Origin of the sequence: Castellaniella sp., assembly GCF_047971665.1 — a bacterium.
In the GTDB taxonomy this organism is placed as follows: domain Bacteria; phylum Pseudomonadota; class Gammaproteobacteria; order Burkholderiales; family Burkholderiaceae_B; genus Castellaniella.
Window position 1 is genome coordinate 1 of record NZ_JBKEAA010000016.1, and the last position, 21,804, is coordinate 21,804.

Below are 21,804 nucleotides of genomic sequence, written 5' to 3' on the forward strand. Positions count from 1 at the left end.
CCGCCGCACTCAAGCCCATCTACGCAGCGGCCAACGAGCAGCAGGCCACAGAGGCGCTGACGGCCTTTGCTGCTGGCCCTTGGGGCACGAAATATCCGACCATCGTGGCCGCCTGGGAGCGAGCCTGGGAGCATGTGGTGCCGTTCTTCATCTTCCCGCCTGACATCCGGCGTGTGATCTACACCACCAACGCCATCGAGAACATGAACCGGCAACTGCGTAAAATCATCAAGAACCGGGGTCAGTTCCCCAATGATGAGGCGGCCGTGAAGCTCTTGTGGCTGGCACTGCGAAATGTGCTGGCCAAGCCGTCACGATCGGTTCATACGTGGAAAGCAGCCATGAATCAGTTCGCCATCCTGTTCGGCGAACGGTTCACCGAGGCCAGGGATTGAACGATGTCAAACCGCCCCGCCCACAAAAAATCTGACACTCCCGGTCCCGCCCCACGATCGGGGAACGCCGGGACGCGCAGATGCGCGAAGGCCTGATCCCCGCGCCCGGCGATGGCGCTGCCAATCCGACGGGCGATTCGGGACCGACGGGGCAATCCCTCGAAAAACAGCACCCAGAAGGCGATTTTCGAGCGCCCCGGCTGTCCCGAGCGGACAGGCTTTATATCTTAATTGATTATTGATTGATATTTTGCGATCCACAAAATAAAACGGCACTCGCCATGTCAAAAACAGACAGGGCGAGCGCCGGTCATTCCGTGAGGTCTCTTCCCTAGAATCGACCGCTCAGACTGATCATGACCCCATAGGCGGTATCGCGCGTGGAGGTCCCTGCAACATAGGGCGTGACGCTCATGCTGACATCATCCGTTACCGCATACGCCAGCGTGCTCGACAAACTCGCGCGGGTATGGGCAAAATCGGAATCGAACTTCAACGCCCCGATGTAATCGGCGCGAGCGACCACACTTGGATCTTTGTGGGCAATGTCCTGCTCCAGTTCGCCATTAATCGACCACTTGAATTTATCGCTCAGCACCCTGGTGTAATTGGCGCCGATATAAGCCGTCGTCTGCTTGGATGTGGTTTGGGAATAAGTGAACGGGAAAACGGCATTGTGTTCGGTATAGCCGTCCATGTTCAGGTCGCTATAGCGCAATCCACCGTAGTAGCCGACGAGATCCCGATCCGAGAGCGCGTGGTTGCGGCCGATTTCGAACGATGCGCCCCAGCCGTCCATCACGGCATCCCCGGCACCGGCTTCCGTGTAGGAAAGCACAGCGCGGGTCCGCTTCACTTTGTACCGATTGGCCGCGACCGCGCCGCGCAGATACCAATCGCCATTTGCCGTGTCCTGTTTCCATCTCACGTAAAGGCCGCCACCGATATTGTTGCGATTGCGCCCAAAGCTCTCGGGAAGATCACGCCAGAAGGAATGCCCAATGGAGAAACCCGCCGAGAAATTATCGGTAAAGGCATGACCGATCGAGATGCCGGAAAGGACATCTGCATTGCCCGCAAAGCCGCCGACATCCATCATGATGCGATAGCATGTCTTGCCGACCTGGGCGATATCACAGCCCTCCTGGAGGCGATCCAGCCCGCGGCGCTGCATCTCGAGTCCCTCGAAGGTATCCTGGGCGGCTGCGCCAACCGTCTTGATGGTATTGTCGACGTCGATCACGGACGGCGTGACCGGATCGACGGGATCAACGGGATCGACCGGGGCGACGGGTTCAGGGAACTTCCACAATGCCGCGTGTGTCCCGCCATCGGCGGTCCCCGCATTTCCGACGATGACACGGCCATCGTCGGAAACCGCCAAGGCGTTCGAATTGTTCCCGCCGAGCGTGCCGAGGTCCTGCATCTGGTCCGCCTCAGTCCAACGGAAGGCGTGGATGTAACGATTGTTCGCCAAGTCGCTGTTTCCGACGATGACACTGCCATCCGCAGAAACGTCATAGGCGCGTGAATAGTTACCGCCAAGGGACCCGAGGTCTTCCATCTGCCTGGCTTCAGTCCAGCGGTAGGCATGGCCGGCGTCGCCGCTGCTCGTCAAGTGGCTGTTTCCCACAATGACACTGCCATCTGCGGAAACGGCGATGGCGGTTGCAAAATCCCCGCCAAGGGTTCCGAGATCCTCCATCAGCCTGGCTTCAGTCCAGCGGAAGGCGCGGGTGCTGCCCGTCTCGATCTCACTGTCTCCTATGATCACACTGCCATCCGCGGAAACGGCCTTGGCGTATGAGCGCCTGCCGCCGAGCGTTCCAAGGTCCTGCATCCGCCCGGCTTCAGTCCAACGGAAGGCACGAGCGCTACGATCCGCCAAGAAGCTGATACCTGCGATGACACCGCCATCTTCGGAAACCGCCTCGGCGCGTGAGTTCCCGCCCAGCGTTCCAAGATCCTGCATTTGCTCGGCTTCGGTCCAGCGAAAGGCGTGAATCTCACCGCTCCCGTTCCCCAATTCACTACGTCCGACAATCACGTTGCCATCCGCAGAAACCGCATACGCTTCCGCGTAGTCCCCGCCCAAATCCCCGAGGTCCTGCATCCGCCCGGCTTCAGTCCAACGGAAAGCGTGGTTGCGACCGCTCGCCACGGCACTGCTTCCCACAATGACGCGGCCATCTGCGGAAATGCCATTGGCGTCTGCCCCACTCCCGCCGGAAAGGGAACCAAGGCTTTCTATCTGGCTGGCGTCAGTCCAACGGAAAGCGCGCCCGCTACTGCCTTCTCCGATGATGACGCTGCCATCCGCGGAAACCGCCACGGCGGTGGAATAGCCGAATCCGCCGCTTGGGTCCAGATTCTGCGAGATTGGTTCTGCTGATGCGAATCCTGTTGTTGCGACCGCAGCCAGAAACATCAGGACTGATTTTTCTCCATGAAACATTCAAAAAACCTTTTAAATCCTAAATAATTAGAAAAACAAAAACCTCCTATGTTGGCATTCGTAGCAAGATTTATCTTTGTGAAAAATCAAATTTCACGGTAATTTTAAATAGTTTTGATATTTCAAAACTCCTGGGTTCAGGCGGCAGGCTCTAAAAAATGACGTCATGCAAAAATCTGGCGAAGTTCTCTCCCGAAAAGCGCAAACGTGCCGTACACGCGGGCGCCCGAATCCCGGTCGTCTCGCTACAATCCAATCAAACGACCAACACTTGCCCCCCAGAACCACCCATATGAGCGGCCGAAATCCACTAAAACCCGCCAAAACCCAACCAGCATTTTTCACGGAGACCCTGACATGCAACGACATACATTCGTGATGGCCGCCGCCGCGGCCGCTCTGGCTGTTTCCCTGGGCGCACAGGCGCAGGACTGGCCGACGCAACCGGTAAAACTGGTGGTCGGTTTCCCGGGAGGATCGACGCCCGACATGGTGGCCCGCACCCTCTCCGAGCCGCTGTCCAAGATGCTGGGCCAGCCGGTCATCGTCGAAAACAAGCCCGGCGCCGGCGGCAATATCGCGGCAGCCACAGTGGCCAAGGCAACCGATGGACATACACTGGGCATCGTGATCAACGGCAACCTGACCTCATCGCCGATGCTCTACCCCAGCCTGGCCTATGACCCGGCCAAGGACTTCAGCAACCTCTGCCTGCTGACCACGGCGCCGCTGATCCTGGTCGCGCCGGCCGATGCGCCCGAGGGCGCCGCGTTCTTCAAGAAGGCAGAGGAAGAAGGCGACCGCTGGAACTACGGCTCGGTGGGCGTCGGTTCCGTCTCGCATCTGGGCATGGAACTGCTGAAAAGCGAGGTATCCGGCCTCAAGCCCATGCAGGTGCCCTACACCGGCGGCAACCCCGCCGTGGTGACGGCGCTGATCAGCGGTCAGGTGCAGATGGGCCTGATGCCGCCGGGAACCGCCATGCCCCAGGTCAAGGCAGGCAAGCTCAAGGCGGTGGGCGTGACGACCACCGAACGCAGCCCGCTCGTGCCCGACGTACCGACACTGGCAGAGGCCGGGGTCAAGGACTTCACCCTGGAGGTCTGGGACGCCCTGGTGGGCCCCGCCAGCCTGCCGGCGCCGGTCCAGAAAAAGATCTCCGACAGCGTGATCCAGATCCTGCACACCCCGGAAATCCAGAAAAAGCTGCTGGCGCAAGGATGGAAGGCCGTGGGCTCCACGCCCGACGAGATGAAAGCCCGGGTCCAAAAGGAAACCGCCCTGCTGGGCAACATCATCCGTTCACAGAACATCAAGCTGCAATGAACCACGCACGGGTCTGCGGGCGCCCTGCCCGCAGACCCGTTCCGGTCGCCGGTTCATTCCTCGGAAAAGGCCTCCTGGCGGCGCTTGCGGATGGCCGGCAGCACCAGGAGCAGGAGCAGGCCGAGCGCCAGCAGCAGCAGCGTCGCGGATATCGGCCGCGTGACCAGCACGCTCCAGTCCCCTCTGGACAGCAGCAGCGCCCGGCGCAGGTTTTCCTCCATCATGGGTCCCAGGATCAGCGCCAGCAGCAGCGGCGCGGACTCCAGTCCCAGCTTGATGAAGACATGGCCGATCACGCCGAACCATCCCAGCATCCAGATGTCCCAGGTGCTGTTGCTGAGCGAATAGGCGCCGATCGCGCAAAACAGCACGATGGCGGGAAACAGCCAGCGGTAAGGCAGGGTCAGGAGTCTGACCCAGAGACCCACCAGGGGCAGGTTCAGAACGACCAGGAACGCATTGCCGATCCACATCGAGGCAATCAGGCCCCAGAACAGTTCGGGGTTGCTCGTCATGACCTGCGGCCCCGGCTGGATGTTGTGGATGATCATGGCGCCCACCATCAGCGCCATCACGCTGTTGGGCGGCAGGCCCAGCGTCAGCAACGGAATGAAGGCGGTCTGCGACCCGGAGTTGTTCGCGGACTCGGGGGCCGCCACTCCCCGGATATTGCCCTCGCCCAGGGGTTCCTCGCCAGGTTCGAGCTTGATCTTTTTCTCGGCCGTATAGGCCGCGAAGGACGACAGCACTGCCCCGCCGCCGGGCAGGATGCCCAGGAACGCACCGATCAGCGTGCCGCGGCAAATGGCGGGCGTCATCCGTTTCCAGTCTTTTTTACGCGGGTACAGATTCGACAGACCGACCTTGAAGACATGGCGTCCGCTATCGGGGCGCGACAGGTTCGAGATGATTTCTCCATAGCCGAACAGCCCCATGGCAATCACGACAAAGTCGATGCCGTTGGCCAGCTCGGGTATATCGAAGCTGTAACGCTCCACCCCCGAATTGACGTCCGCCCCCATCATGCCCAGCAACAGTCCCAGCACGATCATGCCCAGGGCCTTCAGAACCGAGCCCGAGGCGAGAATCACGGAACCGATCAGGCCCAGGACGATCAGGGAAAAATACTCGGCCGGTCCGAACTTGAAGGCCAGTTCGGTCAAAGGCAGCGCAAAGGCGGCGATCACCACCGTGCCAAAGCACCCGGCCACGAACGAGCCCACGGCGGCGGCGGTCAGCGCAGGCCCCGCCCGGCCCTTGCGCGCCATCTGGTAGCCGTCCAGCGTGGTGACCACCGAGGAGATTTCGCCGGGCAGATTGACCAGGATCGAAGTCGTCGAGCCGCCATAGGCGGCGCCATAGTAGATGCCGGCCAGCATGATCAGCGCCGAAGTCGGGTCCAGCGCATAGGTGGTGGGCAGCAGAATGGCGATCGTCGCAGTCGGCCCCAGCCCCGGCAGAATCCCGATCAGCGTGCCCAGCAGACAGCCGGCAAAGGCATAGGCCAGATTCTGAAGCGTGAAGGCCACGCTGAATCCCAGGGCGAGATGCTCAAAGACGTCCATGGTGAATGTCCCCTATCCCGGGATCAGCCGCGGCCAGCTCGAAAACTGCATGCCCAGGGCATAGACAAAGATGAACCAGCTGCCCAGCGCGAGCACGGCTGCCAGCGCCAGGGACTCGCGCAGCCGGAACGCCGGGCCCGCCCAGGAGGCCACGACAATCAGGATGACGGTCGAGAGCACGAAGCCGAGCGCGGGGATGTGCAGCGCGGGCCAGCCATCGAGCAGCACACCGAACAGCATGTTCGCCAGAATGATGAAAACCAGTGGCCGGACATGCCAGCCGCCGACGGGATCGCCATCGGCGGTTTTGATCGTCACGGACCGGATGCAGATGATCAGGCCGATGATGACCAGCAGCACACTGCAGATCAAAGGAAAATAGCCGGGCCCCATGTGGGCGCTGGTGCCGATCCGGTAGCGGGTCGCGCCCACGCCGAACGCCGTGCCGGCGGCCATGAAGAGCAAGCCGGAATAAAAATCCTTCTGGCTTTTGATGCGCATGCGGCGTGATCCTGTCGAAGGAATGAAAGGAAAGCGGGCCGATTCGATGAGAAATCATCGTGCCGTCCAGGGATGGCTGGATTGTATTGCAAGGCCCGGAGGCTTCGACATGCCAGCCCTCCGCCTCCGGGTCGGGGCGGCAAAGCGTGCTACATTTCATCTTTCAACTTGTATCACGACCGGCCGCTATCTTATTGATTCGCGTAGGAGTCGGCTGTGCCCCGGTTTCTGCGCCCGCACGACGACGCCTCGCGCACCGTCACCCGGCCGCTGTCATCAACGCCGCAACGGACGACCATGAGCTCAACTCTTCAACACACCATCGAAACCGCCTGGGAAGACCGCGCCAGCCTGAACCCCGGCCAGGCTCCCGACGCCCTGCGTCAAGCCGTCGATCAAGTCCTCTCCGGGCTGGATGACGGTTCGCTGCGCGTCGCGGAAAGAATCGACGGGCAATGGCAGGTCCATCAGTGGATCAAGAAGGCCGTGTTGCTGTCCTTCCGGCTGGTCGACAATCGCGTCGTGGGCCAGGCGCCCCAACTGTATTACGACAAGGTGCCGCTGAAATTCCAGGATTACGGCCCCGATGACTTCCAGCGAGGCGGCTTTCGCGTGGTCCCCACGGCCACCGTGCGACGCGGCGCCTACATTGCGCCCAATGTGGTGCTGATGCCCTCCTACGTCAATATCGGCGCACACGTGGGCGAAGGCACCATGGTCGACACCTGGGCGACCGTCGGCTCCTGCGCGCAGATCGGCAGCCACGTGCACTTGTCCGGTGGCGTCGGCATCGGCGGCGTGCTCGAGCCGTTGCAGGCCGGTCCCACCATCATCGAGGACAACTGCTTCATCGGTGCCCGCTCCGAAGTCGTCGAGGGCGTCATCATCGAGGAAAATTCCGTGCTGGCCATGGGGGTCTTCATTTCCCAGAGCACGCGCATCTACGATCGCACCACCGGAGAAACCCACTATGGCCGCGTGCCGGCCGGATCGGTGGTGGTGCCGGGATCGCTCCCCGCCGCCGACGGCAGCCACAGTCTGGCCTGCGCGGTGATCGTCAAGCGCGTGGACGCCAAGACCCGCGCCAAGACCAGCATCAACGACCTGCTCCGGGCCTGATCATGGCCGATGCCGACGTCCGCGCCCTGGCTTCGAACCTGATCGCCCGCCCCTCCGTCACACCGGACGACGCAGGCTGCCAGGATCTGATCGCCGAGCGCCTGCGGGCCCTGGGCTTCACCTGCGAACCCCTGCCGAGCGGACCCGTCAGCAATCTCTGGGCGCGGCGCGGCGCCACCGCCCCGCTGCTGGTGTTTGCGGGCCATACCGACGTCGTGCCCACCGGCCCCGAGACCGAATGGCCCAGCCCCCCCTTTGTCCCGACGGAAACCGACGGCATGCTGGTGGGCCGGGGCGCGGCCGACATGAAGACCTCGATCGCCGCCTTTGTGGTGGCCGCCGAGGAATTCGTCGCGGCCCATCCCGATCACCCAGGCTCGATCGCGCTGCTCATCACCTCCGACGAGGAAGGTCCGGCCACCGACGGCACGGTCCATGTCTGCCGCATCCTGGAAAATCGTGGCGAAAAACCCGACTACTGCATCGTCGGCGAACCGACCTCGGTGAAATCACTGGGCGACACGATCAAGAACGGCCGCCGGGGCTCGATGTCGGCCCGGATCACAGTGCGCGGCATCCAGGGGCACGTGGCCTATCCGCATCTGGCGCGCAACCCCATTCATGAGCTGGCTCCCGCACTGGCCGAACTGACGGCGGCCCGTTGGGACGAGGGCAATGAATACTTCCCTCCCACCACGTTCCAGGTCTCGAACCTGCACGCAGGCACGGGTGCGGGCAATGTCATTCCGGGCACGGCGACGATCGACTGCAATTTCCGCTTTTCCACCGCCAGCACGCCCGAGGGCCTGCAGGCCCGGGTGCGCACCATCCTGGAGCGTCACGGCCTGGACCATGACATCGACTGGACGATCAGCGGCCTGCCTTTCCTGACGCCCCGGGGCACACTGTGCAGCGCACTGCAGGCCGCCATCGCCGAGGAAACCGATGTCCAGGCGACACTGTCGACGACAGGCGGCACCTCGGACGGCCGCTTCATCGCCCGGATCTGCCCTCAGGTCGTGGAATTCGGCCCACTGAACCAGTCGATCCACCAGACGGGCGAACACATTCCCCTGGACAGCCTCGCTCCCCTGAAGAACATCTACCGCCGCACGCTGGAAAAGCTGCTGGACTGACCCGACCACGGCCCGCGCCGGACGGCGCGGCCCTTTGCACCGACGCCTTACGCCATGCCCGCCCCCCATCTCGAACTTCTGACGCTGCGCGATCTGCTGCGCTGGTCCATCAGCCGCTTTCATGCCGCCGACCTGGTCTTTGGCCACGGCAGCGACAACGCCTGGGATGAGGCCGCCTACCTGCTGCTGCACAGCCTGCATCTGCCGCCCGATACGCTCGATCCGTTCCTGGACGCACGCCTGCTCGAAAACGAGCGTCAGCGCTGCATCGACCTGATCCGCCAGCGCATCGAGACCCGCAAGCCCGCCGCCTACCTGACCGGCGAAGCCTGGCTCCAGGGAGCGCGGTTCCTGGTGGACGAGCGCGTGATCGTGCCGCGCTCCCCCATCTCTGAACTGCTGGCCGAGGGGCTGTCCCCCTGGATCGACGACCCGGACCAGATCGGCCAGGTGCTGGACCTGTGCACCGGTTCGGGATGCCTGGCGATCCTGGCGGCCCACGCCTTCAGTCAGGCCGCCGTGGACGCCGTGGACGTGTCCGGTGACGCCCTGGCGGTCGCGGAATCGAACATCACGCTGCACGGCCTGCAGGACCGGGTCCGGGCTCTGCGCAGCGATCTGCTGTCGCAGGTGCCGCCGGAGCGCCGCTATGAACTGATCATCTGCAATCCGCCCTACGTCAACGAACAGTCAATGCAGGCGCTGCCGTCCGAATACCGGCACGAGCCCCGGCTGGCGCTGGCAGGCGGCGACGACGGCATGGATCTGGTACGCCGCATTCTTGCCGACGCACCCGGCCTGATGGCGCCCGAGGGCCTGCTGGTGCTGGAAATCGGTCATGAGAAGGCCCATTTCGAGGCGGCCTTCCCCGAATTGGAACCGGTCTGGCTGGACACGGCCGCCACCACCGACCAGATTCTGCTGCTGCGCCGCGCGCAGCTGGTCTCGTGATCCGCGCCACCGGCCTGACCCTGCGGCGTGGCGTCAAGGTCCTGCTGGAAAACGCCGATTTCGTCGTCCATCCCGGTGAGCGGGTCGGTATCGTCGGCAAGAACGGGGCGGGCAAGTCCTCGCTGTTCTCCCTGCTGCAAGGGCAGATCGATCCGGACGCCGGCACGCTGGACATCCCCGCAGCATGGCGGCTGGCCAGCGTCGAGCAGATCCTGCACGATACGGGCCGCCCGGCGCGTGAATTCGTCATCGACGGCGATCATCACCTGCGCGAACTGCAGGCACGCCGCGCCGCCCTGGGGCCAGACCAGGGCCAGGCGATCGCCGAGCTGGAAGCCGCCCTGGTCGAGGCCGAAGCCTGGAGCGCGCCCTCGCGCGCCGAACAATTGCTGGCGGGGCTGGGCTTCGCCCCCGACGAATGGACCCGGCCGGTCGCCAGCTTCTCCGGCGGCTGGCAGATGCGCATCGCCCTGGCGCGCGCGCTGATGGCGCCCTCCGACCTGCTGCTGCTCGACGAACCCACCAATCACCTGGATCTGGACGCCATGCTGTGGCTGGAGCGCTGGCTGGCCGGCTATCCTGGCACCGTGCTGCTGATTTCCCACGACACAGAATTTCTGGATGCGGTGGCGCGTGTCGTCCTGCATTTCGAACAGCAATCGCTGGTCCGCTACAAGGGCGGCTATGAGTCGTTCCTGGAGCAACGCACCGAACGCCTGCGCCAGAACCGCCTGGCGATCCAGCGCCAGACGCGCGAGGCGGCGCATCTGCAATCCTTCATTGACCGGTTCAAGGCCAAGGCCACCAAGGCCAGGCAGGCGCAAAGCCGGGTCAAGGCCCTGGCGCGCATGCAGACCCTGACGCCGCTGGCCGTGGAGTCGGGCATCGACATCCGCCTGCCGGAACCTTTGCAGACACCCGACGTGCTGCTGACCCTGGAAGATGCCGCCCTGGGCTATCCGGCCATCGAGGCGGGCGCGCCCCGCGCCATCCTGGAGGAGGTGGGCCTGATGGTGCGAGGCGGCAGCCGCATCGGCATCCTGGGCGTCAACGGCGCCGGCAAGAGCACCCTGGTCAAGACCCTGGCCCGCGAACTGCGACCGCTAGCCGGCGGCTACCACCCGGCCAAAGGCCTGGAGATCGGTTATTTCGCCCAGCAGCAGCTGGACGTGCTGGATCCGGAGCTGAGTCCGCTGCAGCATTTCGTGCGCATTGCCCCCGACACCCGCGAGCAGGAGCTGCGCAACATGCTGGGCGGCTTCGGTTTCGGTGGCGACATGGTCAGCCAGCCGGTGGCGCCGTTTTCCGGCGGCGAAAAAGCGCGGCTGGCCCTGGCGCTGATCGTCTGGCGCAAGCCCAATCTGCTGCTGCTCGACGAGCCCAGCAATCACCTGGATGTGGATACCCGCGAGGCGCTGGCGCGCGCCCTGGCGGAATTCCCCGGCAGCGTGCTGCTGGTGTCCCACGACCGGCATCTGCTGCGCACGACCGTGGACAGTTTCTGGATCGTCGCCGATGGCCGGGTCCAGCCTTTCGACGGCGATCTGGAGGACTATCGCGACTGGCTGCAGCAACGTCAGGCGCAACGCAACCAGAGCGCGCGCACCGCGGACGGTCAGGCGCCGGAAAAAGACCGCAAGGCGCAGCGTCGCGAACAGGCTCAGGCGCGGCAGGCGCTGGCCGCCCGGCGCAAGCCGCTGGAAACCCGCCTGAAACAGGTCGAAGACGCCATGGCCAAGATCCAGGCCCGGCTGACGGCGCTGGACGCATTGATGGCCGATCCGGACTTCTACACCGATGCTCACAGGGACAGCCGCCCCGGCCTCATGGCCGAGCACGGCGAACTGAGCAAGGCGCTGCAAGGCCACGAGGAAGACTGGCTGGACTTGCAGACGGAGATCGAGGCACTGTCCCTGCCTGCCGATTGACCTATATATTCCAAGGTCGAATAATTTAATACTCTTATATTCGTTCGGTATCAGAAGCACGATCCTTAGAATGAACGGGTCTTATCACTTTCCGTTCAAAAGATCCGTGCCATGAGCCGCCTTCCCATACAGTCCATCGAATCCGCCCCCGCCGAAACGCAGGAACGCCTGCGCACCGCCGCCCAGGCCAACGGCTTTCTTCCCAATCTGCTGGGGGTTCTGGCCAATGCGCCCACCGCGCTGGAAACCTACCAGGTCGTCGGCGCCATCAACGGCCGCAACAGCCTCACCCCGACCGAGCGTGAGGTCGTGCAGATCACGGCCGCAACCTACAACGGCTGCGGCTTCTGCGTGGCCGGCCACACCAAGCTTGCCTACAAGAAACTGCAATTGCCGCAGGAACTGGTCGAAGCCCTGCGCGGCACCCGCGCGCTGGCCGATCCCAAGTTGAACGCGCTGGCCCGGTTCACCCTGCAGGTTCTGGAACACCGCGGTCAGGTGCCCGACGCGGCCCTGAGCGACCTGCGCACAGCCGGCTACGGTGACGCCCAGGCCCTGGATGTGGTCCTGGGCGTGAGCCTGGCCACCCTGTGCAACTACGCCAACAATCTGGCGCGCACGCCCATCAATCCGGAACTGCAGGCCTACGCCTGATCCTGGAGAACTGCATGGCCACCGACCTGCTGCCCGATGCGGACCGCGACGGCATCGATACCCTGATCCAGAAAACCCTGGCCCCCCAGGCGCAAGCCATCGACGAGGGCTGCTATCCGAAAGCGTTCATGCAGGCCCTGGGCCGGCAGGGCGGCTTCGGTGCCGCCCTGCCGGCTTGCGACGGCGGCCTGGACCTGGATCTTGCAACCCAGATCGACATCATCGCCCAGGTCGGGCGCGTCTGCGGTTCCACGGCCTTCCTGACCTGGTGCCAATCGGCCTGCGCCTGGTACCTGCGGCAGACTTCCCATGCCGCCGCGCGCGAGCGCTACCTGGCGCCCATCGCCCGGGGCGAAATCCTCGCCGGCACCGGCATGTCCAATGCCGTCAAGCATCTGGCCGGCATCGAGCGCATCAACCTGCGCGGCCGGCGTGACGGCGAGGGATACCGCGTCAATGGCGCCCTGCCCTGGGTCTCGAATCTGGGTCCGGACCATCTGATCATCGTCGCCGCCGCCCTGGAAGAAGGCGGCTACATCATGTTCGTCATCCCGCCAGGCGCGGCCGCCCTGACGCTGCGCCCCTGCCCTCCGTTTTCCGGCATGGAAGGCACCGGCACCTGCCATGTCCGCCTCAAGGACGCCTGGATTCCGCCGCAGGACATCCTCGCCTTCCCCGAAGAATTCGAGACCTACCTCGGCCGCATCAAGCCCGGCTTTCTGCTGATGCAGGTCGGCATGGGACTGGGGCTGGTCCAGGCCAGCCTGGAAACCATCCGTGCGACCAATCAGCGCCTGAGCCACGTCAACACCTTTCTGGATGACCAGGCCGAGACGCTCGACGAAGATCTCCAGGCGCTGCAGGCGGAAACCGCACGCCTGGCCAGCCTCGATCTGAAGGCGCTGCCTCTGGACGTTCTGCGCGCCCGGGCCCGCGCCTCCGAACTCGGACTGAGGGCCACGCAATCCGCCGCCCTGCATACGGGGGCCGCCGGTTATCTGATGAGCCATCCCGTCCAGCGCCGCCTGCGCGAAGCCCTGTTCGTGGCCATCGTGACGCCAGCCCTGAAACACCTGCGCAAGGAAATCCACGCGCTCGAGCAACAAGCCGCTTGAGGCCTGTCCACCATGACCTTGGCCACTGCGCAGCCCGATCCGCCCACGCAACCGGCCGTCTTCGCCCCTGGCGTGCTGAGCGCCACCGACGTGGCCCTCGGCTACACACGGCCGCAGGCCGGGCTCCATCGCATCCTGCAGGATTTTTCCTTGAACCTGCAGGCGGGCGAGATCGTCGCCCTGCTGGGCCCCAGCGGCGTCGGCAAGTCCTCGCTGCTGCGCGTGCTGGCGGGGCTGCAGCCACCGCTGGCCGGTCGGGTTCTTCTGCACGGCCGCCCGCTGACCGGCCCCGCGCCCGATGTAGGCTTCGTTTTCCAGGACCCCTGCCTGCTGCCCTGGCTGACGCTGGAGGAGAATGTCGCCTTCGGCCTCGATTTCCGCCACCAGCCTTCCCTCGACATCGCGCAGCGCCACCAGCGCGTGCAACAGGCCATTGCCGAGGTTGGTCTGGTCCCGGCCCGGACGCGCTACCCGGACGAACTGTCGGGCGGCATGGCCCAACGGGCCGCCCTGGCGCGCAGTCTGGCACGCGCGCCCGAGATTCTGCTGCTGGACGAGCCCTTCAGCGCCCTGGACGAGGTCACCCGCGGCGACATGCAGACCCTGCTGCTGGAGATCAGCGCGCATCATCACGCAGCTGTGATCCTGGTCACCCACGATATCGACGAAGCACTGCTGTTGGCCGACCGCATCCTTCTGCTCGGTGGCCAGCCCGGCCGCCTGATCGGTCAATGGTGGCCCGAGCGGCCCCATCCCCGCGACGAAACCGATCCGCATCTCACGGCACTGCGCATCGAGATCCTGCAAGCCCTGCGCGCCGCCCGCCCCCCAAAACCGGACCTTGCATCATGCGCCTGAAACTGATCGATTCCTGCTGCGGCATCACCGCAGACCCTCAGACCAGCCGCCGGCAGTTCCTGAGGCTGTCCTCGCTGTTCACGATGGCCGGCGCCCTGCCGCTGCTGCAGGCGGGCCAGGCCGCGCGCGCGGCCGAACCCGACGCGCCGGTGCGCATCGGCTACCTGCCCATCACCGACGCCACCCCGCTGCTGGTGGCCCACCACAACGGTCTGTTCGAGAAACGTGGCCTGCCGGTGGAAAAGCCACGGCGCTTTCGCAGCTGGTCGCAGATCGTCGAGGCTTTTCTCAGCGGTCAGGTGAACGTGGTCCATCTGCTCATGCCCATGACCCTCTGGTCGCGTTACGGCAGCAAGTCCCCGGCCAAAGTGGTGGCCTGGAACCATATGGAGGGTTCCTGCCTGACCGTGCACCCCGAGATCGTCCGCCTCGCCGATCTAGGCGGCACCACGATCGCCATTCCGTTCTGGTATTCAGTGCACAACATCGTCCTGCAAGCCATGCTGCGCGAGACCGGCCTGGCATTCATCAGCAGCGGTGAACCGACGAAACAGCAGGTCAAGCTGGTGGTCATGTCGCCCGGTGACATGCTGCCCGCCCTGGGCACAAAGCGGATTTCCGGCTACATCGTCGCCGAGCCGTTCAACGCCAAGGCCGAGGAACTGGGGGTCGGCAAGGTCTGGCGTTTCACGGGCGACGTCTGGCGCAATCATGCCTGCTGCGTGGTCACGATGCACGAGCGCGACCTGCAGGAGCGCCCCGGATGGTCCCAGAGGGTCGTCGATGCCATCGTCGAGGCCCAGGCCTGGACACGCGGCCATCGCGAGGAAACCGTCAAGATCCTGGCGCGCGACAACCCGGCCGACTACACCCCGCACGAACATTCGACCCTGGCGCGGGTCCTGCTGGCATCGCCCGAGCGCGATGCGGAATATGTCCGCACGGGCGCCATCCGGCATCCCGACTGGGAGGAACAGCGCATCGACTTCCAGCCCCACCCTTTCCCCAGCTACACGGAAAAGCTGGTGGAACTGCTGCAATCCACCTACGTGCCGGGCGAAAACGCTTTTCTGAAGACACTGAATCCGGCCGCGGTCGCCCGCGACCTGGTTGACGACCGTTTCGTGCGTGCGGCCATCGAGGCCCAGGGCGGGCCGGCCGCCTTCGGCATCGAGGGCTACACGCGCACGGAGACATTCTCGGTCGCCTAGCACCGGTTCACACGCATCCAGGAGTCGCGACATCATGAAACCACATCGCTGCGCGCTGCCCATCCACAGACGGCTGACGCTGAGCCTGGGCGGACTGCTGGTCCTGCTGCTGCTCTGGGCCGCGGGCATCGGCATGATCGGCGAGGAACCCGCCATGGCCGGGTTGTTCTCGCCGCTCGAGGCCCTGCCCAGCCTGGCCCATCTGGTCCTGGACAATCAACTCACTGCGCATACGCTGGTGAGCCTGAGACGCGTGGCCGTCGGCCTGTTCTGGGCGCTGGTCTTCGGCATCCCCCTGGGGCTCGCCATCGGCGCTTCACAAAAACTCGAACTGGCCACCAGCGGCGCTTTCCAGTTCCTGCGCATGGTCTCGCCCCTGTCCTGGATGCCGGTCGCCGTGATGCTGTTCGGCATCGGCGACGCACCCATCTATTTTCTGCTCAGCTTCGCCGCCGTCTGGCCGATCATCCTGAACACCAGCGCGGGCGTACGCCAGCTCGATCCGCGCTGGCTGATGCTAGCGCGCAGCCTGAGCGCCACCCGCATGGAAATTCTCCGGAAGATCGTGATCCCCGGCACGCTGGGCCATATGCTGACAGGGCTGCGTCTGGCCATCGGTATCGTCTGGATCATCCTGGTGCCCTGCGAAATGCTGGGGGTCAGTTCCGGGCTGGGGTATTTCATCCTGGACACCCGCGACCGGCTGGCGTATTCGGAGCTGATGGCCGTGATCGTGCTGATCGGCGCGCTGGGTTTCCTGCTGGATGCCACCGCGCAGCGGCTGCACCGGCGCTGGGCGCGGGGGCGCTGAGGCCCGCCCCTGCGCGACGCCTTGATTCGTGTGCACAGGCCCTAATCGAGGACTTCCAGCTTGGCCACGCCCAGGGCCAGGGTCTTGGTGCCGGCATCGCGGAATTCGATCCGCGCCTGCGCATCGGCGCCGCTGCCGCTCAAGGCGACCACGGTGCCTTCGCCGAAGCGCCCATGGCGCACGCCCGAACCGATCCGGAAACATTGTTCGCCCACCGTGACGCCGCTCGACTGAACGCGCGGCGCACGCGGCGCAAAGCTGCCGCCGGCCTCTCCCTGCCAGCCGCCCAGGCCGCGCCGGAACGCGCCACTCCAGGGCGGCTGAGCCGCCGCCGGGCGCTGGCGCGGGGTGACCGATTTGAGGTGTTCTTCGGGAATCTCATCCAGGAACCGGGAGCGCATGCCGTAGCGCGTCTGGCCATGCAGCATGCGGCTTTGGGCCAGGGTCAGCGTCAGACGCTCGCGCGCGCGCGTCACGGCCACGTACATCAGGCGGCGTTCTTCTTCCAGGCCGCCCGCGTCCAGCAAACTGTTTTCATGGGGAAACAGGCCCTCTTCGAGGCCGGTGATGAACACCACATCGAATTCCAGTCCCTTGGCCGCATGCACGGTCATGAGCTGCACCGCGTCTTCGCCGGCCTGCGCCTGATTGTCGCCAGCTTCCAGGGAGGCATGACTGAGGAAGGCGCCCAACGGCGACATGACGGCGGGCGACGGTTCGGCCTCCTCGCCAAAGGCGAGGCCCGGACCGGGTCTCGCCCCGGCGACCGGGGCAGAGTCAGGGAGGGCAACGGACTCGGGAAGGCGGCCGGCGGGCAGCCCCTGGAAGCCCTCCTCGGCCACGAAGGCGGCCGCAGCATTGACCAGTTCCTGCAGGTTCTCCAGCCGGTCCTGGCCCTCGCGGTCGGCCCGGTAATGGGCTTCGAGGCCGCTGTGGTGCACCACGTGGCCGATGAGTTCGGGCAGATCCAGCGTGCGGGCCTCTGTGGCCAGCTCGCGGATCAGCGTGGCGAATCGGGCCAGGCTGGCGCCGGCCTTGCCCGGGACGAAGGCGACCGCGCCGGCCAGGCTGGTGCCCTGCTGCGCGGCCATGTCGGCCTGCTGCTCCAGCGTCCGCGCGCCAATGCCGCGCGTGGGGAAATTCACCACCCGCATCCAGGAAGTATCGTCGTCGGGGTTGTCGATCAGGCGCAGATAGGCCAGCACATGCTTGACCTCCTGGCGCTCGAAGAACCGCTGACCGCCATAGACCCGGTACGGCACCCGGGCGGAAAACAGGGCATGTTCGATCGGCCGTGACTGGGCGTTGCTGCGGTACAGGATGGCGATCTCGTGGGCCGGTCGGCCCTCGCGGATCAGCGCGCGGATCTCATCGACCAGCCACTGGGCCTCCTGCGCATCGGAGGCCTGCTCGACCACACGCAAAAGCTCGCCCTCGCCCGCGTCGGTCCACAGATTCTTGCCCAGACGCCGGTCATTGTGCGCGATCAGGGCGTTGGCCGAATCAAGGATGTGGCCATGCGAACGGTAGTTCTGTTCCAGGCGGATGACCCGGCCCTGGGCATGGCGCTGCTCGAAATCGGCCATGTTGCCGACATTCGCGCCACGGAAAGCATAAATGGACTGATCGTCGTCGCCCACCGCGAACACCGGTGTGTGCGCACCCGCCAGCAGCATCAGCCAGCGATACTGCAGGACGTTGGTATCCTGGAACTCATCGACCAGAATCTGCTGGAAACGGCGCTGATAGTGCTCGCGGATCGGCGCTTCGCGCTGCAGCAGTTCGTAGGCGCGCAGCAGCAGTTCGCCGAAATCGACCACCCCTTCGCGTTCGCACTGGTCCTGATAGCGCTGATACAGATCGGCCAGCCGTCGGGCATGGGCATCGCGCACATCCAGATCGCCCGGACGCAGGCCGTCTTCCTTGGCGCTGCCGATCATGCGCTGCACGTCGCGCGGCGGAAAACGCTCATCGTCGATCCCGGCGGCCTTGAGCATGCGCTTGATGGCCGAAAGCTGGTCGGCGCTGTCCAGAATCTGAAACGCCTGCGGCAGGCCGGCCTCGCGGTGATGCGCACGCAGCAGCCGGTTGCACAGGCCGTGAAAAGTCCCGACCCACATGCCCCGGGTATTGATGGGCAGCAGCGCCGACAGCCGCGTCAGCATTTCGCGCGCGGCCTTGTTGGTGAACGTGACGGCCAGCAGGCCATGCGGCCCCACCTGTCCAGTCTGGATCAGCCAGGCCATGCGCGTGGTCAGGACGCGGGTCTTGCCGCTGCCGGCACCGGCCAGGACCAGCGCATGTTCGGCCGGTAACGTGACCGCTTGCCGCTGCTGCGGATTCAGACCTTCGAGCATCGCATCCGTCATGCAGCGTAACGTCCGAGCCGCAGGGCGAACTGCTCCAGGCCCTCGATGCCGCTGGCCTGGGCCCGTCGGCACCAGGCGCGCAGATCAGCCAGCAGTTGCTCGCTGCTGGCGCTGGAGGATTCCCACAATGCCGTCAGTTCACGGCGCATCTGGAGCAGGGTCGAGAGCGCGGGCGCCAGCGACAGGGCGCGATCCACCTGCGCCTGTTCCTGGGGCGCCAGCATGGCGGCGTCGCGCACCAGCCATTTGCGACAACGCCGCAGCAGCCGGCGCTCGCCGCGCCGATGACACAATTTGAGCGCCTTGAGTTCGTGCGCCACGACCGCCTTGATCACCCCCGAGTAGCGGGCCAGAACCTCGTAGCGGTGGGCGATGATGCCCTGCAGCTGATCCTGGCCCAATGCCTCGACGGTCTGCGGCACCCGCAGCCGCAGCGTGGGCGCGACCCGGCGCACCCGGGCCAGGCTCAGGGCCTGCAGCAGGCGGATGTAGGCCCAGCCCAGATCGAATTCATACCAACGCGAGGAGAATTTGGCCGAGGTTCCGTAGGCATGATGGTTGTTGTGGAGCTCCTCTCCGCCAATCAGCAGCCCCCAGGGCACGACATTGGTGCTGTCGTCCGGACAGGCGAAATTGCGGTAGCCCCAGGCATGGCACAGGCCATTGACCACCCCCGCCGCCCAGAACGGGATCCAGGCCATCTGCACCGCCCAGACCGTCAGCCCCACGACGCCGAACAACGCCAGATCCATCATCAGCATCAGGCTGACGCCCAGCAGATTGTGGCGGCTGTACAGATGGCGCTCGATCCAGTCATCGGGCACGCCATGGCCATAGCGCGCCAGGGTTTGCGCGTTGCGGGCCTCGTCGCGGTAGAGCTCCGCCCCACGGAAAAAGACCTGGGCCAGACCGAACACGGCGGGCGAATGCGGATCGCCCTCGCGTTCGCACTTGGCATGGTGCTTGCGATGGATGGCAACCCACTCGCGCGTGATCATCCCGGTGGTCAACCACAGCCAGAACCGGAAAAAATGCGCCACGACAGGATGCAGATCCAGCCCCCGATGCGCCTGGCTGCGATGCAGGTACAGCGTCACCGCCGCGATCGTGATGTGCGTCAGCGCCAGCGTCACGCCGACCAGCGCCCAGGGCCCCGGATCCAGCATGCCGCCCTGAAGAAAGGAAAGCCAGGTGTTCATCTCGTTCGAACGATACCCGCGTCGTGCAGGAAAGGATTTTCAGTGTAGCCCACGCGGTTTGTCCGCGTCAGGGGGACAACCCCGAGGCGTCGTCCCTGGTGGCCGGGCGCTCGGCCTTGGCGCGCTGCATCACGGCCGCAAAAAACCCGTCCGTCCCGTGGACGTCGGGGCGCAGACGCAGGTAGGGGCCCTGCGTCTCCAGGCGGATGTCCCGCTCGGCGAGAATCGCGCCGGCATCCAGCAGGGAGAACTCCGGGTGCGCCTCCAGAAAGGCCTGAACCTGCAACTCGTTTTCCTCCGGCAGGATGCTGCAACTGGCATACACCAGCCGGCCGCCCGGCATCACGCAGGCGGCGGCATCCCGCAGAATCGCCGCCTGCGTCTCGCACAGCTGGACCAGCGATTCGGGGTGCTGGCGCCATTTCAGGTCGGGATTGCGGCGCAGCGTGCCCAGGCCGCTGCAAGGCGCATCGACCAGCACGCGGTGCGCCTTGCCGCGCAGACGGCGCACCCGCTGGTCATTGCGCTCGGCAATCGCCACCGGCACGATGTTGGACAGGCCGCTGCGGGCAAAGCGCGGCTTGGCCCGGGCCAGCCGGGCGGCCGACACGTCAAAGGCGTACAGCCGGCCCGTGGATCGCATCAACGCGCCCACCAGCAGTGTCTTGCCCCCCGCGCCCGCGCAATAATCGATGATCATCTCGCCGCGCCGGGGCGCCACCAGCGCCGCCAGCAACTGGCTGCCCTCGTCCTGGACCTCGATCTCACCGCGCTCGAAGGTGCGCCAGCGATTGACCGGCGGGCGTCCCTGGATACGGATGCCCCAGGGGGAATACGGGGTCGCCCGCGCCCCCCAGCGGGCCTCGGCTCCCTCGGCCCAGGCATTCAATACGGTCTTGCGATCGGTCTTGAACGGGTTGATGCGCAGATCCAGGGGCGCGGGCGCATTGAGGGCCTGCAGCAGGGATTCGGCGTCCGGCAACGCGGCCAGACGCTCATCCAGCCAATCCGGCACGCTGTGGCGGACCGCCCGGGGCAGCGCATCGACGGACAACGACTGGACATGGTCCAGCCAGGGGCGCTCGTGCTCATCCAATCCCGTGTCCAGCGTCTCGCGCGGCCAGACCGATGCCAGACCCAGCACGGCCAGACGGCGCGTCCCGGCGCCCGTGCCGCTTTCGGCGAACTGGCGATAGCGCCGCAGATGGCGCAGCACATCGAATACCGCCTCGGCAATTTCGCCACGGTCGCGCAGTCCGGCGTTGGTATGCGCGCGGAACCAGTGCGACAGCACGGCATCGGCCGGGTATTTCCATTGCAGCACCTCGCCCAGCACTTGACGCACCTGTTCGATACGCGCCGCCGCCATGACATAGGGCCGCGCAGGCTGATCGGGGCGTTGCACCGATTCCGCGCGGCGCGCGCGCGGCCGGGCGCGGGAGCCGTCCCGCGAGTCATGCCTGCTCATGATGATCCTCTTTGAAAAGCGCCGGACCGGCCCAGGCGCGATGCGGAGCATCGGCGACCGAAACCCGGCCATTGGCCAGCAACCGCACACGGCCCTGCGCCAGCCAGCGCAGCACCTGAACATAGATCCGGTGCTCGACCGGCAGCAACCGGGCGGCCAGCCGCTCCGGCGTGTCATCGTCCCGGACCGGAATGGCGCCCTGGGCGACGATCGGCCCGTGATCCAGCACCGGCGTCACGAAATGCACAGTGCAGCCATGCCACTGCACCCCCTGGGCCAGTGCCTGGGCATGCGTATGCAGACCGGGAAAGGCCGGCAACAGCGAAGGGTGGATATTGATGATGCGGCCATTGAAATGCCCCACCAGATCGGGGCCCAGCACCCGCATGAACCCGGCCAGCAGGATATAGTCGGGCGCCAGCGCGTCCAGCCGCGCCGTCAGGGCGGCGTCAAAGGCTTCACGGCTGTCGAAATCGCGATGCGCCAGGACCTCGGTCGGCAGACCGCGCGCGCGCGCCCAGTCCAGGCCGGCCGCATCGGCGCGATTGGCAAGGACGGCGCAGAGGTCGACAGGCAGGCCTTCGGCCTCGATGGCCTGCGCCAACGCCTGCATGTTCGAGCCCCGGCCCGAAATGAGAATGACCACCCGGATCGGCCGGTCGGGGGAATGCGGCATGCGCAGAGTCTCCAGCAGGTAAAAAAGGGGAATGCCCGACGATATTCCTGAGCATAAACGCAAAATT

Annotated in this window: 18 protein-coding genes; 11 read left to right on the plus strand and 7 right to left on the minus strand. The window is 65.4% G+C overall.

From position 1 onward, the window contains the following. The coding region (locus ACK5JE_RS05865; protein WP_416800762.1) for a transposase at window positions 1–395 on the plus strand (395 nt) is incomplete at its 5' end. Window positions 396–726: 331 nt separating this feature from the next. On the opposite strand, the gene ACK5JE_RS05870 is transcribed toward ACK5JE_RS05865, so the two are convergent. Continuing rightward, window positions 727–2,850, minus strand: a complete 2,124-nt coding sequence (locus ACK5JE_RS05870; protein WP_416800763.1) for an autotransporter domain-containing protein — start codon at window positions 2,848–2,850, stop codon at window positions 727–729. Between the two features lie 357 nt (window positions 2,851–3,207). On the opposite strand from ACK5JE_RS05870, the gene ACK5JE_RS05875 reads away from it, so the two are divergent. Beyond that, window positions 3,208–4,176: a Bug family tripartite tricarboxylate transporter substrate binding protein gene (locus ACK5JE_RS05875; RefSeq protein ID WP_416800764.1), complete on the plus strand. Its 969-nt coding sequence runs from the start codon at window positions 3,208–3,210 to the stop codon at window positions 4,174–4,176. Window positions 4,177–4,229: 53 nt separating this feature from the next. Here the strand turns inward: ACK5JE_RS05875 and ACK5JE_RS05880 are convergent, their stop codons facing one another. Both ACK5JE_RS05880 and ACK5JE_RS05885 read right to left on the minus strand, forming a co-directional pair. Next, the gene (locus ACK5JE_RS05880) at window positions 4,230–5,741 is read right to left on the minus strand and encodes a tripartite tricarboxylate transporter permease (protein WP_416800765.1); all 1,512 of its coding nucleotides are present in this window, start codon (window positions 5,739–5,741) and stop codon (window positions 4,230–4,232) included. Between the two features lie 12 nt (window positions 5,742–5,753). Continuing rightward, entirely contained in the window at window positions 5,754–6,242 is a 489-nt protein-coding gene (locus tag ACK5JE_RS05885; RefSeq protein ID WP_416800766.1) for a tripartite tricarboxylate transporter TctB family protein, read from the minus strand. Window positions 6,243–6,539: 297 nt separating this feature from the next. Here ACK5JE_RS05885 and dapD point away from each other — a divergent pair, with 297 nt between their 5' ends. From dapD to ACK5JE_RS05930, 9 genes are all read left to right on the plus strand, one after another. After that, on the plus strand, window positions 6,540–7,361 hold the full coding sequence (gene dapD, locus ACK5JE_RS05890; RefSeq protein WP_416800767.1) for a 2,3,4,5-tetrahydropyridine-2,6-dicarboxylate N-succinyltransferase: 822 nt from the start codon (window positions 6,540–6,542) through the stop codon (window positions 7,359–7,361). Between the two features lie 2 nt (window positions 7,362–7,363). Beyond that, window positions 7,364–8,497: a succinyl-diaminopimelate desuccinylase gene (dapE, locus tag ACK5JE_RS05895; RefSeq protein WP_416800768.1), complete on the plus strand. Its 1,134-nt coding sequence runs from the start codon at window positions 7,364–7,366 to the stop codon at window positions 8,495–8,497. 54 nt (window positions 8,498–8,551) lie between these two features. Then, a complete protein-coding gene (gene prmB / locus ACK5JE_RS05900) occupies window positions 8,552–9,448 on the plus strand; it encodes a 50S ribosomal protein L3 N(5)-glutamine methyltransferase (RefSeq protein WP_416800769.1) in 897 nt (298 codons plus the stop codon). Continuing rightward, a complete protein-coding gene (locus ACK5JE_RS05905) occupies window positions 9,445–11,376 on the plus strand; it encodes an ABC-F family ATP-binding cassette domain-containing protein (RefSeq protein ID WP_416800770.1) in 1,932 nt (643 codons plus the stop codon). Before prmB ends, ACK5JE_RS05905 begins: the two co-directional genes overlap by 4 nt. A gap of 111 nt (window positions 11,377–11,487) precedes the next feature. After that, window positions 11,488–12,030 carry a carboxymuconolactone decarboxylase family protein gene (locus ACK5JE_RS05910; protein ID WP_416800771.1) on the plus strand — a complete coding sequence of 181 codons (543 nt, stop codon included), beginning with the start codon at window positions 11,488–11,490 and terminating at the stop codon, window positions 12,028–12,030. A 14-nt stretch (window positions 12,031–12,044) separates the two neighbouring features. Next, the gene (locus tag ACK5JE_RS05915; protein WP_416800772.1) at window positions 12,045–13,145 is read left to right on the plus strand and encodes an acyl-CoA dehydrogenase family protein; all 1,101 of its coding nucleotides are present in this window, start codon (window positions 12,045–12,047) and stop codon (window positions 13,143–13,145) included. Between the two features lie 12 nt (window positions 13,146–13,157). Continuing rightward, window positions 13,158–14,003, plus strand: a complete 846-nt coding sequence (locus ACK5JE_RS05920; RefSeq protein ID WP_416800773.1) for an ABC transporter ATP-binding protein — start codon at window positions 13,158–13,160, stop codon at window positions 14,001–14,003. Next, a complete protein-coding gene (locus ACK5JE_RS05925) occupies window positions 13,994–15,214 on the plus strand; it encodes an ABC transporter substrate-binding protein (protein WP_416800774.1) in 1,221 nt (406 codons plus the stop codon). The genes ACK5JE_RS05920 and ACK5JE_RS05925 overlap by 10 nt, the downstream gene beginning before the upstream one ends. A gap of 34 nt (window positions 15,215–15,248) precedes the next feature. Further along, the gene (locus ACK5JE_RS05930; RefSeq protein WP_416800775.1) at window positions 15,249–16,025 is read left to right on the plus strand and encodes an ABC transporter permease; all 777 of its coding nucleotides are present in this window, start codon (window positions 15,249–15,251) and stop codon (window positions 16,023–16,025) included. A 41-nt stretch (window positions 16,026–16,066) separates the two neighbouring features. Here the strand turns inward: ACK5JE_RS05930 and ACK5JE_RS05935 are convergent, their stop codons facing one another. From ACK5JE_RS05935 to purN, 4 genes are all read right to left on the minus strand, one after another. Next, on the minus strand, window positions 16,067–18,382 hold the full coding sequence (locus ACK5JE_RS05935) for a UvrD-helicase domain-containing protein (RefSeq protein ID WP_416800813.1): 2,316 nt from the start codon (window positions 18,380–18,382) through the stop codon (window positions 16,067–16,069). A gap of 8 nt (window positions 18,383–18,390) precedes the next feature. Further along, window positions 18,391–19,593: an acyl-CoA desaturase gene (locus ACK5JE_RS05940; protein WP_416800776.1), complete on the minus strand. Its 1,203-nt coding sequence runs from the start codon at window positions 19,591–19,593 to the stop codon at window positions 18,391–18,393. 67 nt (window positions 19,594–19,660) lie between these two features. Next, entirely contained in the window at window positions 19,661–20,929 is a 1,269-nt protein-coding gene (locus ACK5JE_RS05945; protein WP_416800814.1) for an RsmB/NOP family class I SAM-dependent RNA methyltransferase, read from the minus strand. A gap of 118 nt (window positions 20,930–21,047) precedes the next feature. Beyond that, window positions 21,048–21,737: a phosphoribosylglycinamide formyltransferase gene (purN, locus tag ACK5JE_RS05950; protein ID WP_416800777.1), complete on the minus strand. Its 690-nt coding sequence runs from the start codon at window positions 21,735–21,737 to the stop codon at window positions 21,048–21,050. Window positions 21,738–21,804: the final 67 nt, after the last annotated feature.

Bases quoted from the DNA above. Each gene is read 5' to 3' on its own strand.
- ACK5JE_RS05870 (WP_416800763.1), bottom strand. From the start codon at position 2,850: ATGTTTCATGGAGAAAAATCAGTCCTGATGTTTCTGGCTGCGGTCGCA.
- ACK5JE_RS05930 (WP_416800775.1), top strand. From the start codon at position 15,249: ATGAAACCACATCGCTGCGCGCTGCCCATCCACAGACGGCTGACGCTG.
- dapD (WP_416800767.1), top strand. From the start codon at position 6,540: ATGAGCTCAACTCTTCAACACACCATCGAAACCGCCTGGGAAGACCGC.
- ACK5JE_RS05920 (WP_416800773.1), top strand. From the start codon at position 13,158: ATGACCTTGGCCACTGCGCAGCCCGATCCGCCCACGCAACCGGCCGTC.
- ACK5JE_RS05880 (WP_416800765.1), bottom strand. From the start codon at position 5,741: ATGGACGTCTTTGAGCATCTCGCCCTGGGATTCAGCGTGGCCTTCACG.
- ACK5JE_RS05940 (WP_416800776.1), bottom strand. From the start codon at position 19,593: ATGAACACCTGGCTTTCCTTTCTTCAGGGCGGCATGCTGGATCCGGGG.
- ACK5JE_RS05885 (WP_416800766.1), bottom strand. From the start codon at position 6,242: ATGCGCATCAAAAGCCAGAAGGATTTTTATTCCGGCTTGCTCTTCATG.
- ACK5JE_RS05910 (WP_416800771.1), top strand. From the start codon at position 11,488: ATGAGCCGCCTTCCCATACAGTCCATCGAATCCGCCCCCGCCGAAACG.
- ACK5JE_RS05875 (WP_416800764.1), top strand. From the start codon at position 3,208: ATGCAACGACATACATTCGTGATGGCCGCCGCCGCGGCCGCTCTGGCT.
- dapE (WP_416800768.1), top strand. From the start codon at position 7,364: ATGGCCGATGCCGACGTCCGCGCCCTGGCTTCGAACCTGATCGCCCGC.
- ACK5JE_RS05935 (WP_416800813.1), bottom strand. From the start codon at position 18,382: ATGCTCGAAGGTCTGAATCCGCAGCAGCGGCAAGCGGTCACGTTACCG.
- ACK5JE_RS05925 (WP_416800774.1), top strand. From the start codon at position 13,994: ATGCGCCTGAAACTGATCGATTCCTGCTGCGGCATCACCGCAGACCCT.
- purN (WP_416800777.1), bottom strand. From the start codon at position 21,737: ATGCCGCATTCCCCCGACCGGCCGATCCGGGTGGTCATTCTCATTTCG.
- ACK5JE_RS05915 (WP_416800772.1), top strand. From the start codon at position 12,045: ATGGCCACCGACCTGCTGCCCGATGCGGACCGCGACGGCATCGATACC.
- prmB (WP_416800769.1), top strand. From the start codon at position 8,552: ATGCCCGCCCCCCATCTCGAACTTCTGACGCTGCGCGATCTGCTGCGC.